This window comes from Asanoa sp. NPDC050611 (assembly GCF_040654855.1).
In the GTDB taxonomy this organism is placed as follows: Bacteria; Actinomycetota; Actinomycetes; order Mycobacteriales; family Micromonosporaceae; genus Asanoa.
Genome location: NZ_JBFAIU010000064.1, coordinates 15,472 through 29,099, shown reverse-complemented (window position 1 = coordinate 29,099; position 13,628 = coordinate 15,472). Strand labels below are relative to the sequence as shown.

The following is a 13,628-nucleotide window of genomic DNA, read 5'->3' as shown; positions in this document are numbered from 1 at the left end:
CGTCACGCAGTGAGTCGCCGAACAGGTTGAACGCGAGCACCAGCGCGAACAGCGTGATGCCGCCGGTCAGCGTGAACGCGGGGTCGTCGCGGATGGACCGTGAGCGCCGCGGCGGCCGCGGGCCTGAGCGAGCTCGCGCCGGTCGACGACGCCTACGCCTCCGCGTGGTACCGCACACGCGTCTTCCCCGTCCACCTCCGCCGCGCGCTGCTCGGCCACTGATAGGGAACTGGCCTATGACCGTCAAGATCGTCAACCTCAAGGTCAACGGCGTCGACCAGGCGTTCATGGCCAAGCCGGCGACGACCCTGCTGCTCGCCCTGCGGGAACAGCTCGGGCTGACCGGTGCCAAGCGCGGATGCGCGCAGGGCGCCTGCGGCTCGTGCACGGTCCTGGTCGACGGCGCGCCCGTGGTGTCGTGCCTGGTGCCCGCGGCCACCGTGGACGGCGCCGACGTCGCCACCGTCGAGGGGCTCGCCGACGGCCAGCAGCTCAGCGACGTCCAGCAGGCGTTCCTCGACGGGTTCGCCACCCAGTGCGGCTTCTGCACGCCCGGCATGATCATGTCGGCGGAGGCGCTGCTCGCCCGCAACCCGGACCCGACCGTCGACGACGTCAACGAGGCGATCAGCGGCAACGTCTGCCGCTGCACCGGCTACGCGCCGATCGTGAGCGCGATCCTCGACGCCGCGCAGCGGCGCCGGAGCCGCGTGAGCGAGGAGGCGCACTGATGGCGAAGATCAACCCGATCGACCCGGACTACTTCAAGGACGAGCGGCCGACCGAGCGCTTCAACGTCATCGGCACCACGGTCCCGCGCTCCGACGCGCTCGGTCACGTCACCGGCCGCACGGAGTTCTTCGAGGACCGCACGTTCCCGAACCTGGCCCACCTGAAGATCCACCGGTCGCCGCACCACCACGCGCTGATCGACAGCGTGGACACGTCCGAAGCGGAACGCACGCCGGGCGTCCTGCGGGTGCTGACCTACAACGACGTGCCGGCCAACTGGTACGGCGTGCTCCGGCTCATCGGCATCGGCCCGGACGACGAGCCCGTGCTCGCCGAGGACCGGGTCATCTACCGAGGAGAGCCCATCGTGGCCGTGGTCGCCGACTCGGAGGCGGCCGCGCTCGAGGGCGCCAGCCGGGTCAAGGTCAGCTACACCGAGCTGCCCGCGGTGCTCGACGTCGAGGAGGCGATGTCCCCGGACGCGCCGGTCATCAAGCGGGCGGGCACCAACTACTTCGTCTACGAGGGCCACCACGCGCGGCGGATCCGCTTCGGCGACGTCGAGGCCGGCTTCGCGCAGGCCGACCACGTCTTCGACTGGCGCTACAGCTCCGCGCCGATCGAGCACGCACCGACCGAGACCACCGGCTGCATCGTCGTGCCGCAGAGCAACGGACGCCTGCTGATCCACAGCAACACCCAGGCCGCGTTCTTCACGCTCGACAACACCGCGCTGATCATCAACCGGGCACCCACCGACCTGCAGGTCAAGGGCGGCACGGTCGGCGGCGGCTTCGGCGGCAAGGTCGACGTCATGGTCGAGCCGCTGGCCTGCATCGCGGCCACGCTCACCAACCGGCCGGTGAAGTTCGTCTACACGCGCGAGGAGGAGATGCAGGTCTCGTCGCCCCGGGCGGCGGAACGCATCTACATCAAGGACGGCGTCATGAACGACGGCCGGATCGTCGCGCGCAAGATCATGCTCTATGTGGACGCCGGCGCCTACGCACGGCACTCGCCCTACGGCGCCACCAAGGCGGCCGCGCACCTGCCCGGCCCCTACACGATCCCGAACGTCTACGCCGACTGCCACTGCGTCTACACGAACCGGACCCCGTCCAGCGCGATGCGCGGGTTCGGTGTCACCATCGCCGACTTCGCCATCGAGTCGCAGATGGACCGGGTCGCCCGTGCGCTCAACCTGGACCCGCTGGAGTTCCGGCTGCGCAACGCCTACCGCGACGGCGACCTGAAGGCGCACCGCAAGGTGGCGTCCGGCACCGCGCTCATCGAGGTCATCCAGCGGGCGGCCGAGCTGGTCGGGCACGAGCTGCCGGAGGAGTACCGGGCCATGTCGTCGACCACGCCGAGAGGAGCCTCCCGATGACCCTCCTGCGCGGACGGGGATACGCGTCGGTCAACTACCCCACGGGCATGAACCTGGGCGGCGACCCGTCCCAGGCGATCATCCACGCGACCACGATGGGCGGCTTCGTCGTCACCCTCTCGTCGGTCGACCTCGGGCAGGGCCTCAAGACCGTGGTGGCCCAGTGCGCCGCGGAGACGCTCGGCATCCCGATGGAGAACGTCATCATCGACACCGCCGACACCGACACCGGGCCGCACTGCATGGGCACGTTCGCGAGCCGCGGCACGCACCGGGTCGGCAACGCGGTCATCATGGCCGCGCGCGAGGCCCGCGAGGTGATGATGCAGGTCGCCGCGGACGAGCTCGAGGTCGACGCGGGCGACCTGGAGACCGACGGCACGGGCTTCGTCCGGCTCAAGGGCAGCCCGGCCAAGAAGATCCACATCTCGGACATCGCGCTGGCCGCCCACTTCAAGCAGGGCCGGACCATCTCCGGGCGGGGCATCTTCCTCAAGGAGCGCAGCTACCCGGTGCCGGAGACCGGCGAGATGGACCCGGACTCGTGCCAGGCGCACGCGTGCACGGTCGCCGAGGTGGAGGTCGACGACGAGACCGGCGTCGTGACCGTGCTGCGCATGTACAACACGTACGAGATCGGCCGGGCGCTCAACCCGGCGATGGTCGCGCAGCAGGTCGAGGGCGGGGCGTGGATGGGCGTCTCGCACGCCATCTTCGAGTCGACCGAGCCCTACTATCCCGCTTCCCGGGCGCACGGCCCGGTCGACTTCTGCGAGTACCTGATGCCCGGCCCCGCCGAGATCCCGGCGCAGACGAGCGTGATCCTGGAGCGGCCTGCGTCCAACGGGCCGTTCGGCGCCAAGGGCATCGGCGAGATGACCGCCAACGCGCCGATCCCGGCGATCGCGAACGCCATCTTCGACGCGTGCGGCGTACGCCTGACCACCATGCCCTTCACACCGGAGTCCGTCCTGCGTGGACTGGACGCGATCCGGGCCGCCTGATGCCACTCGACCACGAGACGTTCCGGCGGCGGCTGGAGGAGCGGCGGTACTTCGCCGACGAGGGACTGCTCACCGCCGTCCGGCTCGCGATCGCCCTCGGCCGGCCGTTGCTGCTCGAGGGCGAGCCGGGCGTCGGCAAGACACAGGTCTCGTACGTCCTGGCCGACGCGCTCGAGCGCGAGCTGGTCCGGGTGCAGTGCTACGAGGGCATCGACGTCTCGCAGGTCCTCTACGAGTGGGACCACCTCAAGCAGTTGCTGCACCTGCGGTCCGCCGAGGTCGAGCACACCGCGGTCGGCAACCTCTACGCCGACGAGTTCCTGCTGGAACGCCCGCTGCTGCACGCCCTGCGCAGCCAGGCCGGCGCCGTCCTGCTGATCGACGAGATCGACCGGGCCGACAGCGAGTTCGAGGCGTTCCTGCTGGAGTTCCTCGACCGGTTCCAGATCACGATCCCGGAGGTCGGCACGGTGGCCGCGACGGTACCGCCGCTGGTCGTGCTCACCTCCAACCGCACCCGGGAGCTGCACGACGCCCTCAAGCGGCGGTGTCTCTACCACTGGATCCCGTTCCCGGAGCCGGCCCGCGAGCGGGCGATCGTCGAGGCGCAGGCGCCCGGCCTCAGCACCACGGCGGCCGAGCGGCTGGTCCGCTCCGTCAACGTCATCCGGTCGCTGGGGCCGCTGAAGCGGCCCGGCATCGCCGAGTCCATCGCGTGGGCACAGGGTTCGCTGGCGCTCGCCGGCGAGGGCGCGGAGTGGAGCGAGGCCCTACGCGCGTCCCTGGGCCTGGTGCTGAAGAACGAGGAGGACGGCGCCCTGGTCGCGGCGCACGCCAGCGAGGTGTTCCCCGATGACTGACGTGCTGGTCGCGCGGACGAGGGAGCAGCTGTTCGCCTTCCTCGCGGGCCTGCGCGCCGAGGGGCTGCGCGTCGTCGCACACAAGCAGAGCGAGTTCTTCGCCGGCATCGACGCCCTCGGGCCGTCGACGGTCGGGCAGCTCTACTGGGTCGGCGCCGCGACGCTGGTGTCGGCGGAGCCCGAGCGGCACGTGTACGACGAGGTGTTCCGGCGGTTCTTCGGCGCGGCGGCCGACGCCGTGGTGCTGACCGACGAGCCGGCAGCGGCGCCGGGCGAGGACGACCAGCCCACCGGGATGCCGGGGGAGAGCGACGCCGACGCCGGGCTCGACCAGGCCGGTGGCGCCGGGCTCGCGGCCGGCGGGGTCAGCACCGAGGGTGTGAAGCGGTTCGCCGCCACCGCGCCGCGGGCGCACGTCCTCATGCGGGAGATCTGCCGCGCGCTGCCGGGCGCGGTGCCACCGACCCGGTCGCGCCGGCGCCGGCCGCACGGTCGCCGCCGGCGGAGCCTGGACCTGCGCGCGATCTACCTCGACTCCCGGCGTACGCACGGCGAGATCACCCGGCTGCACTGGCGCGACCGGCCGCCCCGCGAGCGCCGGGTGCTGGTGCTCGTCGACGTGTCCGGTTCGATGAAGCAGCACAGCCCGGACTACCTGCGGTTCGCGTACGCCGTCGTGGCGACCTGTGCCCGGGCCGAGGTCTTCACCTTCGGCACGCGGCTGACCCGGGTGACCCCGCTGCTGCGCGCCCCTGACGTCGACGCCGCCCTCGCGGCGCTGGCCCAGGTGGTGCTGGACGCCGACGGCGGCACGCTGATCGGGCCGAGCATGCGGGCGTTCCTCGACAACACCCACTACACCGCGCTGGCCCGCGACGCCCTCGTGCTCGTGCTCTCCGACGGTCTCGAACGCGGCGACTGCACGGCGATGGTCGACGCCACGCGCCGGCTGGCCCTGCTGGCCCACGCGCTCTGCTGGTGGTCGCCGCTGGCCTGCGACCCGGAGTACCGGCCGGTCACGCGCGGGATGTCGGCCGTGCTCGGGCACCTGGACGCGCTGACCGGGGTGCAGGACCTGGACACCGCGCTCGCCGCGGTGCGCGGGAAGTTCCTACGAGAGGGCGGTCATGGCTGAGCTGTACGCGGGCGACATCGTCGACTCGCACCACCACGTCTGGCGCCAGGCGGACATGCCGTGGCTGTCGGGCCCCATGGTCCCGCGGATCTTCGGCCCCTACGAGCCGATCCGCCGCGACTACCTGATCGACGAGTACCTGCGGGACGCGGCCTCGGCGGGCATCGGGACCTCGGTGTACGTGCAGCCGAACTGGCCGATGGACCGGGTCGTCGACGAGGTGCGCTGGATCGCCGAACTGCACGCGGAGACCGGCTGGCCGATGGCGATGGTGGGTTGCGCGGACCTGTTCTCCCCGGACGCGGTCGACGTCATGCGGGCCCAGCAGCGGGTCAGCCCGCTCGTGGTCGGCACGCGCCTGCAGCTCCACTGGCACGAGCGCCCGGAGTTCCGGTTCGCGTCGGCGCCGGACCGCATGAAGGACCCGGTCTTCCGCGACAACGTCGCGGCGCTGGCCGACCTGGGCTGGCTCTTCGAGCTCCAGGTCTTCGCCGACCAGATGCGCGACGCCGCCATGCTCGTGGCGGACCACCCCGACGTCCAGTTCGTGCTCGTGCACGCCGGCATGCTGGTGGACCGCACGGACGAGGCCGAGCTGGCCGCGTGGCAGGCCGGGATGCGGGAGCTGGCCGCGTGCCCGAACATCGTGGTCAAGCTGACGGGCCAGGGCACCTTCGTCCACCGGGTCGACCCTGAGCTGCTGGGCTTCGTGGCCGACTTCGTGCTGCGGGAGTTCGGCGCGGACCGGGCGATGTTCGGCACGAACCTCCCGGTCGAAACACTGTGGACGGATGCGGCGACCCTGACCGACGCGTGGCGGCAGGCGCTGCGCGACCGGACCGCCGACGAACAGGCCGATGTCTTCTCCCGTACGGCCCGCCGGGTCTACGGTCTCTGACCCCCTGACGACGAAAGGACGACATGGCCCACTTCATCCTCACCTACGGCTACAACGACACCCCGCTGCGCGCCGAGCGCCGCCCGGACCACCTGGCGCACCTCGACAAGCTCAAGGCGGACGGCTCGCTCGTGCTCGCCGGCCCGCTGGCCGACCTCAGCGGCGGCATCATCGTGCTGTCAGCCGCCGACCAGGAGGCGGCTGCGGCCCTGGTCGACCAGGACCCGTACACGCAGCTCGACGTGACGAAGGACCGCCTGCTGCGGGAATGGAAGATCACCGTCGGCCTGCCGGCCTGACCCCGGGCGCGCGGCGGCCGGCGCATCGTGCGGACCACGGTGCCGGCCGCCGCGGTCTAAGCTCGGACCGGGGTGGTGCCCATGCCGACCAAGGTCAACCGACAGACCGTCGACCTGTCCTCCTTTCCGGAACTCGTCGTGATCTACCTGGGGATGCGGGTCAACCGGCTCTACGGCCTGCGGACCCTGCTGGGCCGCGGCCCGCGGATCGACAGGTCGGTGGCGGACCAGCCCGACGGGCTGCTGCTGCACGAGCAGCTCATCTACTCGCTCGCGCCGATGCACGTCGGCATGCGCCAGTACTGGCGCGACATGCCGTCGCTGCTGACCTGGGCGCGCTCCGAGCCGCACCGCACGTGGTGGCACGACTTCCTGCGCGACAGCGGCGGCACCGGCTTCTGGCACGAGACCTACCTGATGCAGGGCGGCATGGAGGCCGTCTACGACGACATCCCCAAGCCGTTGGGCTTCAGCCGGTTCGCGCCGGTGCGGCCGGCGCGCGGGCCGATGTTCGGCTTCGCCGCACGGGCCGGCCGGCAACACGACGAGGCGCCGGTGCTCAGCGAGGACGAGCTCTACGGCTAGGGCGCGCCCGTGCCACCGCCGACCGCGACCACCGTCGAGCGTCAGCCGCGCTTGAGCCGGTTGGCCAGCCACTCCACGGCGAGCGGGTAGCGGTAGTCGATGCCGCCGTGTGCCGCGGGGAACAGCTCGAACGCGATGCGCTCGGCCGGCACGCCGATCCGGTCCAGGCCGGCCCTGAACGCCTCGGCGCCCAGGTCGAGGAACCACTCGTCGCGGGTGCCGGCGTCGATCCAGACCGCGCGCAGGGAGCGCAGCTCGTCGGCGTACCGGTCGATCATCCGGATCGGGTCCCAGGCCAGCCACCGGTCCCACAGCTCCGGGATGATCTGCCCCGAGCGCGTGTCGACGGGCAGCCGCGGCGTGCCGTCCGGGTCGGGGGAGAAGGCGGCCGCGCAGCCCAGCACCAGGCAGAGCAGCATGTCCTCCTCCTTGGTGAAGGCGACCCGCTGCTGGAAGTCCTTCCACCACCGCAGGATGTCGTGGTCGTAGTCGCGCAGCGCCCGCACGGCCTTGGCGAACTCGTTGAGGTAGCAGTACTCGTAGAGGGCGTCGCCCGCGTGCGTCGCGAGCGCGCCGAACAGGTCGGGGCGCAGCATCGGCGTGATCATCGCACCGAAGCCGCCGGAGGACTTGCCGGAGATGGCGCGCGCCTCGCGGTCCGCGACGGTGCGGAAGCGACCGTCCACAAAGGGCACGACCTCGTCGCAGAGGTACGAGTGGTAGTTGCCGGTGCCGGGGGAGTCGACGAACTGGGAGCCGCCGTAGGCGGTCCAGGCGTCCACATAGACCAGAATGCAGCCCGGCGCCCGCTCCTCGGCGAAGACGCGGTCGGCGGTCTCGACGAACGGCTGGCGGAACGGCTGCTGGTTGGCCCACATCCCGATCTGGCCGGAGTAGCCCTGGATCACGTAGATGCTCGGATAGCGATCGGTGGACTCCTCGTACCCCGGCGGGGTGTAGACCCACAGCGGGCGCACGTGCGGGTCGCCGAGCGGGTTGCCGCGCAGCTGCCGCGAGTCGATGGTCTCCTGGTGCAGGGTTCCGGCGAGATCTTTGAACATCCTCTACTTCTAGCATCCACCGCTAGGCTGCGCCGATGAGCGTCAGCGAGGAGATCCGGCGGAGCAAGCACGTCAGCCTGGTCACGTTCCGTAAGGATGGCACACCCAAGGCGACCGCGGTCTGGCATGTCGTCGAGGGCGACGAGCTGTTCGTGGTCTCCGAGGCCAAGGCCTGGAAGGTCAAGCGGATCCGCAACAACGGCCGGGTCACGGTGACGGTCTGCGATCTTCGTGGCCGGATCAAGCCCGGGGCGGCCACCGCCGAGGGCACCGCGCGGCTGCTCGACGAGGCCGGCACGGCCGCGGCACGCAAGCTGCTGGCCCGCAAGTACGTGTCGTCGCGGCTCGGAAACTGGTTCGCGCGGGTGCTGCACCTGCGGCGGCCGCCGCTGCAGGGCATCGCCGTCACGTTCTAGCCCGGCTGGGTGTGCGGCAGCCCGAGCGCCGCGACGTGGTGGGCGCCGACGAACGCGTTGATCTCCGCGATCTTCCCGCCCGCGATGCGCAGCACGTCCACGACGAGCCCCTCGTAGCGGCCGGTCTCCGGGTTGCGTAGGTAGTTCACCAGCGCGGGCCGGCCGTTGGCGCTCGCGGCGACGTGGTGCCAGTCGAGCGGCCGGGCCAGGAAGACGCTCACCGCGTCCTTGCCGACGACCGGCGGCTCGGGCGGCATGGTGATCCGGACGTCGTCGGCCAGGAGCATGCGGAGGGCGTCTTCGTCGGACGCCGCGGCGTAACGGCGCAGGATGGCCTCGTCGGCCGCGGTCAGCGGCGGGCGCCGCCAGTCGTCGGGGTCGGCCGGCGCGTGCTCGCGGATGGTGCGGCGGGCCCGCTGGACGAGGCTGTTCGTGGCCGCGACGGCCACGCCGAGCGTGTCGGCGACCTCGGCCGGGGTCCAGCCGTCGAGGTCCCGCAGCACGAAGGCGGCGCGCTGCCGGGGTGGCAGGAAGCGCAGGGCGGCGATCAGCGCGAGCTCCACCAGCTCGCCGGCCGCCACGTCCCCCGCCACGTCTGGGTACGGGCCGATCGCGAGGTCCCACTCGAGCGGGTCGCCGGCCGGCCGGGTGCGTCGCTCGGCCGCCTTGCGGGTGTCCAGGAACAGGTTGGTGGCGATCCGGTAGAGCCAGGTCCGCGCCGACGCCCGCCCGTCGAAGCGGTCCCGGGCCCGCCAGGCGCGCAGGAACGCCTCCTGCGTCAGCTCGTCGGCGTCGGCGACGTTGCCCGCGAGCCGGTAGCAGTGCGCGCGCAGCTCCCGCTGGTGATCCTCGTATGCCGCCGCCAGCCAGGCCTCGTCCATCAGGACAGGCTAGCGATGACGATGTGCCGGTTGCCTCGTCAGTACCTCCGACGATGTCCCGTCCGAAGGAGGAACCGTGAGACCACAGATCGTCGACCGGGCCGGCTGGCTGGCCGCCCGAGCCGCGCTGCTGACCCGCGAGAAGGCGCACACCCGGGAGGGCGACGCGATCGCGGCCGCCCGCCGCCGCCTGCCGATGGTCGAGGTGGACGCGACCGTCGAGCTGGTCGGCGCCGGCGGCCCGACCGCGCTGCTCGACATCTTCGAGGGTCGCGACCAGCTCCTCGTCTGCAAGCACATGTGGCACCGGGGCAAGGACTTCGCGGACCAGTGCCGCGGCTGCACGGCGACTGTGTGGAACTTCCAGGACGCGAGCTACCTCGAGGCGCGCGGCGTGACGTTCGCGATCTGGTGCCAGGGGCCGTACGCGGAGTTCGCGCCGTACCGCGAGTTCATGGGCTACCGGGCGCCCTGGTACTCCGTCGACGGCATCGACGTGCCGGGCGTCTCCGACGGCTGGATCACGACCTACCTGCGCGTCGATGACCGGGTCTTCCAGACCTACGAGACCGACGGGCGCGGCGTCGAGGCGATGATGCCGGCGCTGCAGCTGCTCGACATGACCGTGTACGGGCGGCAGGAGGAGTGGGAGGACTCACCGGCCGGCTGGCCGCAGGACCCGACCATGAGCTGGTTCATCCGGGACGGGCGGCCTGTTCCACAGTGGACGCGTCTCGGTCGAGTGCGTAGCGACGCTGGATGAGCACCGCCGCGCCCAGCAGCACCGCGGGCACGAGCGCGAAGCCCAGGCGGACGGCGTCCAGCGCCGAGGCGGACTGCTGGACGTCGTCGCCGCTGCTGCCGACGAACCCGCCGATCGCCAGGCACGCGGCGTAGAGGTAGGGCCCGACCGCGCCACCGGCCGAGTCCGCGGCGGTCCACACGCCGGTGTAGCTGCCGGCGTCGGCGGTCTTCCGCCCGGCCGCCGCGGCGACCACGTCCGGCAGCATCGAGAAGGCGAGGAGCTGCAGCGCGGCGAACGCGACACCCAGCACGGCCACCACGCCGATCAGCAACGCGAGCGGGGCGTGGTGGCCGAGCGCCACGACCAGGCACCCGACGGCGAAGACGCTCTGGGCGAGCAGCAGTCCGCGCTGCTTCCCGATGCGCCGGGCGACCACGAGCCACACGGGCGTCGCCAGCAGCGCGGGCGCGAGGAACGCGGCGACCAGCACGGTGGTGAGCCCGGAGTCGCCCAGCTCGTACGTCGTGAAGTAGGGGACGGCGGCGAGCACCAGGTGCGTGGCGGTCGAGGTGAGCAGGAACGCGCCGACCAGCGGGCGGAAGTGTGGGTCGCGCAGCGAGCTGAGCAGCACCCGCAGGTCGCGCAGCCGGGGCGGCGCCGGGTTGGCGGCGGTGCCGGCGACCGCGCCGAGCCGGCGGACGCCGTTGATGCCGACCAGCATCGCGCCGAGCATGCCGACCGCGAGGGCACAGCCCATCACGAGGTACGCGCGGCGCGTCGGGTCGTCGCCCCCGGCCAGCGCCGGGGCCAGCACACCGCTGGCCAGGATGCCGACCGTGAGGACGACCATCCGGAACGACATGAGCCGGGTGCGTTCGTGGTAGCCGATGGCCAGGTCGGCCGGGGTGCTCAGGTAGGGCACCTGGTAGGCCGCGAACAGCAGGTTGCCCACGATGTAGAACACCGCGACCCAGATCGCGGCGGCGTTGCCGTGCAGCCCGCCCGGCACGGCGAAGAGCAGCGCGAACGCGATCGGCAGCAGGCAGGCCACGAGCATCAGGCCGATCCGGTGGCCGTGCCGGGCGCGCTGCACGTCGGAGAGGTGGCCGACGAACGGATGGAGCACGATGTCGGCGATCTTCGGCACGAGCAGCGCGAACCCGGCGACCAGCGGCGCGACGGCGAGCACGTCGGTGAGGAAGTAGAGCAGCAACAGCCCGGGGACGGTGATCCAGACACCCATCCCGACGGAGCCGGCGGAGAAGGTCAGCAATGCGCCGCGGGGCAGGCGCACGGTGCCGGTCTCGACGACCGGGTCGACGGGGGTCCGGGTCATGCGCGCTCCCGACAGGTTGGGCCGTCCGCCGCGACCGCGTCGGAGGATTGACCGGACACGCCTCGTGCCAGCACGATCCAACGCGACGTTAATTGTCTATGGATCGGGTAAGCAATGGCTGCACGGCCGGAGGTCGTGGTGATCGGAGCGGGGCCGGCCGGCCTCGCCACGCTGAAGGCACTCGCCGACCACGGCATCGACGCGGTCTGCTTCGACGCGGGTGACCGGCCCGGCGGGTTGTGGGTCTTCGGCGGGCCGGGCTCCGGTGCGTACCGGACGCTGCACCTCAACACCAGCCGGACCCGCACGGAGTTCGCCGACCTGCCGATGCCGGCCGGGTGGCCCGACTACCCGAGCCACGACCGGATCCTGTCCTACCTCACCCGCTACGCCGACGAGTTCGGGCTGCGCCCGGCGATCCGGCAGCGGCACGTCGTCACCCGAGTGCGGCGGGCGCCCGAGGGCGGGTGGTCGGTCACGGCGGAGGGACCGGACGGAGAGGTGTCGGTGCGGGCCGGCGCGGTCGTCGTCGCCTCGGGGCACAACAGCGTCCCGCGCTGGCCCGATCCGCCGCCGGCCGGGCTGACGGCGCCGCAGCTGCACAGCCACGACTACCGCGACCCGGCGCAGCTCGCCGGCAGGCGCGTCCTGGTCGTCGGCGGTGGCAACTCGGCCATGGACATCGCCGCCGACGCGTCCCAGGTCGCGGACCGGACGATCCTCTCGGTGCGGCGCGGCGTCTGGATCGTGCCGAAGTACCTGTTCGGCCGGCCGTCCGACACGCTCAACGGCGCGCTCGCCAAGCGCCTGCCCTGGCGGGTGCGGCAGGTGGTGAGCCAGACGATGCTGCGCCTCGCGACCGGCAGTCCCAGCCGGCACGGCCTGCCGGAGCCGCGACACGGTTTCCTGCAGGACCACCCCACGCTCTCCGACGTCCTGCTCTCCCGCATCGGGCACGGCGAGATCGCGGTCCGCGGCGCCGTGGCCCGCGTGGAGGGCTCGGTCGTGGAGTTCGCGGACGGCACGCGCGACGAGGTCGACCTCATGGTGTGGTGCACCGGCTACCGGGCGGAGCTGCCCTTCCTCGACCCGCCCGGGCGCGGCGACGAGGTGCCGCTCTACCGCCACGTCTTCCATCTCGACGAGCCCGGCCTGTTCTTCGTCGGCCTGATGCAGTCCACCGGCGCCGCCCTCCCCATCGTGGAGGCACAGGCCCGGCTCGTCGCCGCCTACCTCGCCGGTGCCTACGCGCTCCCGGCACCGGCCGCGCAGCGGTCCGACCGGGCGGCCCGGCTGCGCCGGGCCCACCAGCGGTGGGGCGAGCGCCGCCCGGCGATGCGCATCGACTTCGACGCCTACCTCGCGCTGGCGGCCGACGAGCTGCGGGCGGGTCGTCGTCGCCGGTCCCGCGGCGCCGGGCAGGCGTGGACGGCGGTCGACGCATGAGGACGCTCGACGGTGCGCGGGTCGTCGTCACCGGTGCCGGCGGCACCATCGGCCGCGCGCTGTCGGTCGCGCTGCGCGACGCCGGCGCGCAGGTCGTCGGCCTGGACCGCACGGTGCCACCGGACGCCCCGGTGCCGATCCTGACCTGCGACCTCACGGACGAGGCCGCGGTGCGCGACGCCGTGCGAGCGGCGCTCGACCGCCTGGGCGGGCTGGACCTGCTCGTCAACAACGCCGGCGTCGGCGGCCCGGCACCGGCCGAGCTGCCGCCGGACGCGACGGTGCGCCGCCAGCTCGAGGTGAACCTGATCGCGGCGTGGTCGACGACCGCGGCGGCGATCCCGGCCCTGGAGGAGGCGCGCGGCCGGGTCGTCTTCATCGCCAGCCGCATGGCGGTCCTGCCGCTCCCGCTGGCCGCGGCGTACGGCGTGAGCAAGCGGGCCGTGGTCGCCTACGCCGACGCCCTCCGCCTCGAGGTGGGCACCCACGTCGGCGTCAGCGTCGTCTACCCCAGCATGATCGCCTCCCCGATACACGACTCGACCGCCGCGGCCGGCCTGTCGCTGGACGGGGTGTCCCGCTACGAGCCCGTCGAGGGCGTGGTCCGCGCGGTCGTCCGGGCCGCGACCGTGCGCCGGCCGCCGGCGAACCTCGCCACCACCGGGCGCGGCCGGCTGGAGCTGGCGATCGCGCGCCATCTACCGGGCGTCGCGCGGTGGATGGTCAACCGGACGGTCGCCCGCCGACTCGCCGCCGGCTCGTTCGACCGGGCCGACCTCGCCGCGGGCCTGCGCCGCCGCGCCGGCCGCTGAGGCCGTCCGACCCGTACCATCGGGAGTGGCG

The 13,628-nt window shown here is 72.6% G+C and carries 16 protein-coding genes; 13 read left to right on the top strand and 3 right to left on the bottom strand.

Annotated features, from left to right (window positions below; all coding sequences use genetic code 11):
- Positions 1-99: 99 nt before the first annotated feature.
- The 9 genes from AB0H87_RS12995 to AB0H87_RS12955 all read left to right on the top strand — a co-directional run bounded on the left by AB0H87_RS12995 (position 100) and on the right by AB0H87_RS12955 (position 6,900).
- Positions 100-222: a hypothetical protein gene (locus AB0H87_RS12995; protein WP_360143455.1), complete on the top strand. Its 123-nt coding sequence runs from the start codon at positions 100-102 to the stop codon at positions 220-222.
- 14 nt (positions 223-236) lie between these two features.
- Positions 237-731: a (2Fe-2S)-binding protein gene (locus AB0H87_RS12990; protein ID WP_360143452.1), complete on the top strand. Its 495-nt coding sequence runs from the start codon at positions 237-239 to the stop codon at positions 729-731.
- Positions 731-2,119, top strand: a complete 1,389-nt coding sequence (locus tag AB0H87_RS12985; RefSeq protein ID WP_360143449.1) for a molybdopterin cofactor-binding domain-containing protein — start codon at positions 731-733, stop codon at positions 2,117-2,119. The genes AB0H87_RS12990 and AB0H87_RS12985 overlap by 1 nt, the downstream gene beginning before the upstream one ends.
- Positions 2,116-3,123: a molybdopterin cofactor-binding domain-containing protein gene (locus tag AB0H87_RS12980; protein WP_360143446.1), complete on the top strand. Its 1,008-nt coding sequence runs from the start codon at positions 2,116-2,118 to the stop codon at positions 3,121-3,123. Before AB0H87_RS12985 ends, AB0H87_RS12980 begins: the two co-directional genes overlap by 4 nt.
- Entirely contained in the window at positions 3,123-3,983 is an 861-nt protein-coding gene (locus tag AB0H87_RS12975) for a MoxR family ATPase (protein WP_360143443.1), read from the top strand. The genes AB0H87_RS12980 and AB0H87_RS12975 overlap by 1 nt, the downstream gene beginning before the upstream one ends.
- Positions 3,976-5,118, top strand: coding sequence for a VWA domain-containing protein (locus AB0H87_RS12970; RefSeq protein WP_360143440.1), 1,143 nt, complete (start codon positions 3,976-3,978; stop codon positions 5,116-5,118). The genes AB0H87_RS12975 and AB0H87_RS12970 overlap by 8 nt, the downstream gene beginning before the upstream one ends.
- Positions 5,111-6,016, top strand: coding sequence for an amidohydrolase family protein (locus AB0H87_RS12965; RefSeq protein WP_360143437.1), 906 nt, complete (start codon positions 5,111-5,113; stop codon positions 6,014-6,016). The genes AB0H87_RS12970 and AB0H87_RS12965 overlap by 8 nt, the downstream gene beginning before the upstream one ends.
- Before the next feature lie 23 nt (positions 6,017-6,039).
- A complete protein-coding gene (locus tag AB0H87_RS12960; RefSeq protein WP_360143434.1) occupies positions 6,040-6,315 on the top strand; it encodes a YciI family protein in 276 nt (91 codons plus the stop codon).
- An 81-nt stretch (positions 6,316-6,396) separates the two neighbouring features.
- A complete protein-coding gene (locus tag AB0H87_RS12955; protein WP_360143431.1) occupies positions 6,397-6,900 on the top strand; it encodes a DUF4188 domain-containing protein in 504 nt (167 codons plus the stop codon).
- A gap of 41 nt (positions 6,901-6,941) precedes the next feature.
- Here the strand turns inward: AB0H87_RS12955 and AB0H87_RS12950 are convergent, their stop codons facing one another.
- Complete coding sequence (locus AB0H87_RS12950; protein ID WP_360143428.1) at positions 6,942-7,961, bottom strand: alpha/beta hydrolase-fold protein; 1,020 nt, start codon at positions 7,959-7,961, stop codon at positions 6,942-6,944.
- Positions 7,962-7,996: 35 nt separating this feature from the next.
- Between AB0H87_RS12950 and AB0H87_RS12945 the strand changes: the two genes are divergently transcribed.
- Entirely contained in the window at positions 7,997-8,377 is a 381-nt protein-coding gene (locus tag AB0H87_RS12945) for a PPOX class F420-dependent oxidoreductase (RefSeq protein ID WP_360143425.1), read from the top strand.
- Here AB0H87_RS12945 and AB0H87_RS12940 read toward each other — a convergent pair.
- Positions 8,374-9,258 carry an RNA polymerase subunit sigma-70 gene (locus AB0H87_RS12940; RefSeq protein WP_360143422.1) on the bottom strand — a complete coding sequence of 295 codons (885 nt, stop codon included), beginning with the start codon at positions 9,256-9,258 and terminating at the stop codon, positions 8,374-8,376. The genes AB0H87_RS12945 and AB0H87_RS12940 overlap by 4 nt on opposite strands.
- 76 nt (positions 9,259-9,334) lie before the next feature.
- On the opposite strand from AB0H87_RS12940, the gene AB0H87_RS12935 reads away from it, so the two are divergent.
- Positions 9,335-10,021 (top strand): DUF899 family protein, encoded by a 687-nt coding sequence (locus tag AB0H87_RS12935; protein ID WP_360143419.1) that lies wholly within the window; start codon positions 9,335-9,337, stop codon positions 10,019-10,021.
- Here AB0H87_RS12935 and AB0H87_RS12930 read toward each other — a convergent pair.
- Positions 9,954-11,339, bottom strand: coding sequence for an MFS transporter (locus AB0H87_RS12930; protein ID WP_360143416.1), 1,386 nt, complete (start codon positions 11,337-11,339; stop codon positions 9,954-9,956). The genes AB0H87_RS12935 and AB0H87_RS12930 overlap by 68 nt on opposite strands.
- Before the next feature lie 114 nt (positions 11,340-11,453).
- On the opposite strand from AB0H87_RS12930, the gene AB0H87_RS12925 reads away from it, so the two are divergent.
- Entirely contained in the window at positions 11,454-12,785 is a 1,332-nt protein-coding gene (locus AB0H87_RS12925; RefSeq protein ID WP_360143413.1) for an NAD(P)-binding domain-containing protein, read from the top strand.
- Entirely contained in the window at positions 12,782-13,597 is an 816-nt protein-coding gene (locus tag AB0H87_RS12920) for an SDR family NAD(P)-dependent oxidoreductase (protein WP_360143410.1), read from the top strand. Before AB0H87_RS12925 ends, AB0H87_RS12920 begins: the two co-directional genes overlap by 4 nt.
- Positions 13,598-13,628: the final 31 nt, after the last annotated feature.

What these genes read in the sequence shown, in the direction of transcription:
- AB0H87_RS12965 (WP_360143437.1), top strand. Translation starts at nt 5,111, where the DNA reads ATGGCTGAGCTGTACGCGGGCGACATCGTCGACTCGCACCACCACGTC.
- AB0H87_RS12920 (WP_360143410.1), top strand. Translation starts at nt 12,782, where the DNA reads ATGAGGACGCTCGACGGTGCGCGGGTCGTCGTCACCGGTGCCGGCGGC.
- AB0H87_RS12985 (WP_360143449.1), top strand. Translation starts at nt 731, where the DNA reads ATGGCGAAGATCAACCCGATCGACCCGGACTACTTCAAGGACGAGCGG.
- AB0H87_RS12955 (WP_360143431.1), top strand. Translation starts at nt 6,397, where the DNA reads ATGCCGACCAAGGTCAACCGACAGACCGTCGACCTGTCCTCCTTTCCG.
- AB0H87_RS12940 (WP_360143422.1), bottom strand. Translation starts at nt 9,258, where the DNA reads ATGGACGAGGCCTGGCTGGCGGCGGCATACGAGGATCACCAGCGGGAG.
- AB0H87_RS12930 (WP_360143416.1), bottom strand. Translation starts at nt 11,339, where the DNA reads ATGACCCGGACCCCCGTCGACCCGGTCGTCGAGACCGGCACCGTGCGC.
- AB0H87_RS12960 (WP_360143434.1), top strand. Translation starts at nt 6,040, where the DNA reads ATGGCCCACTTCATCCTCACCTACGGCTACAACGACACCCCGCTGCGC.
- AB0H87_RS12970 (WP_360143440.1), top strand. Translation starts at nt 3,976, where the DNA reads ATGACTGACGTGCTGGTCGCGCGGACGAGGGAGCAGCTGTTCGCCTTC.
- AB0H87_RS12925 (WP_360143413.1), top strand. Translation starts at nt 11,454, where the DNA reads ATGGCTGCACGGCCGGAGGTCGTGGTGATCGGAGCGGGGCCGGCCGGC.
- AB0H87_RS12975 (WP_360143443.1), top strand. Translation starts at nt 3,123, where the DNA reads ATGCCACTCGACCACGAGACGTTCCGGCGGCGGCTGGAGGAGCGGCGG.
- AB0H87_RS12980 (WP_360143446.1), top strand. Translation starts at nt 2,116, where the DNA reads ATGACCCTCCTGCGCGGACGGGGATACGCGTCGGTCAACTACCCCACG.
- AB0H87_RS12950 (WP_360143428.1), bottom strand. Translation starts at nt 7,961, where the DNA reads ATGTTCAAAGATCTCGCCGGAACCCTGCACCAGGAGACCATCGACTCG.
- AB0H87_RS12945 (WP_360143425.1), top strand. Translation starts at nt 7,997, where the DNA reads ATGAGCGTCAGCGAGGAGATCCGGCGGAGCAAGCACGTCAGCCTGGTC.
- AB0H87_RS12990 (WP_360143452.1), top strand. Translation starts at nt 237, where the DNA reads ATGACCGTCAAGATCGTCAACCTCAAGGTCAACGGCGTCGACCAGGCG.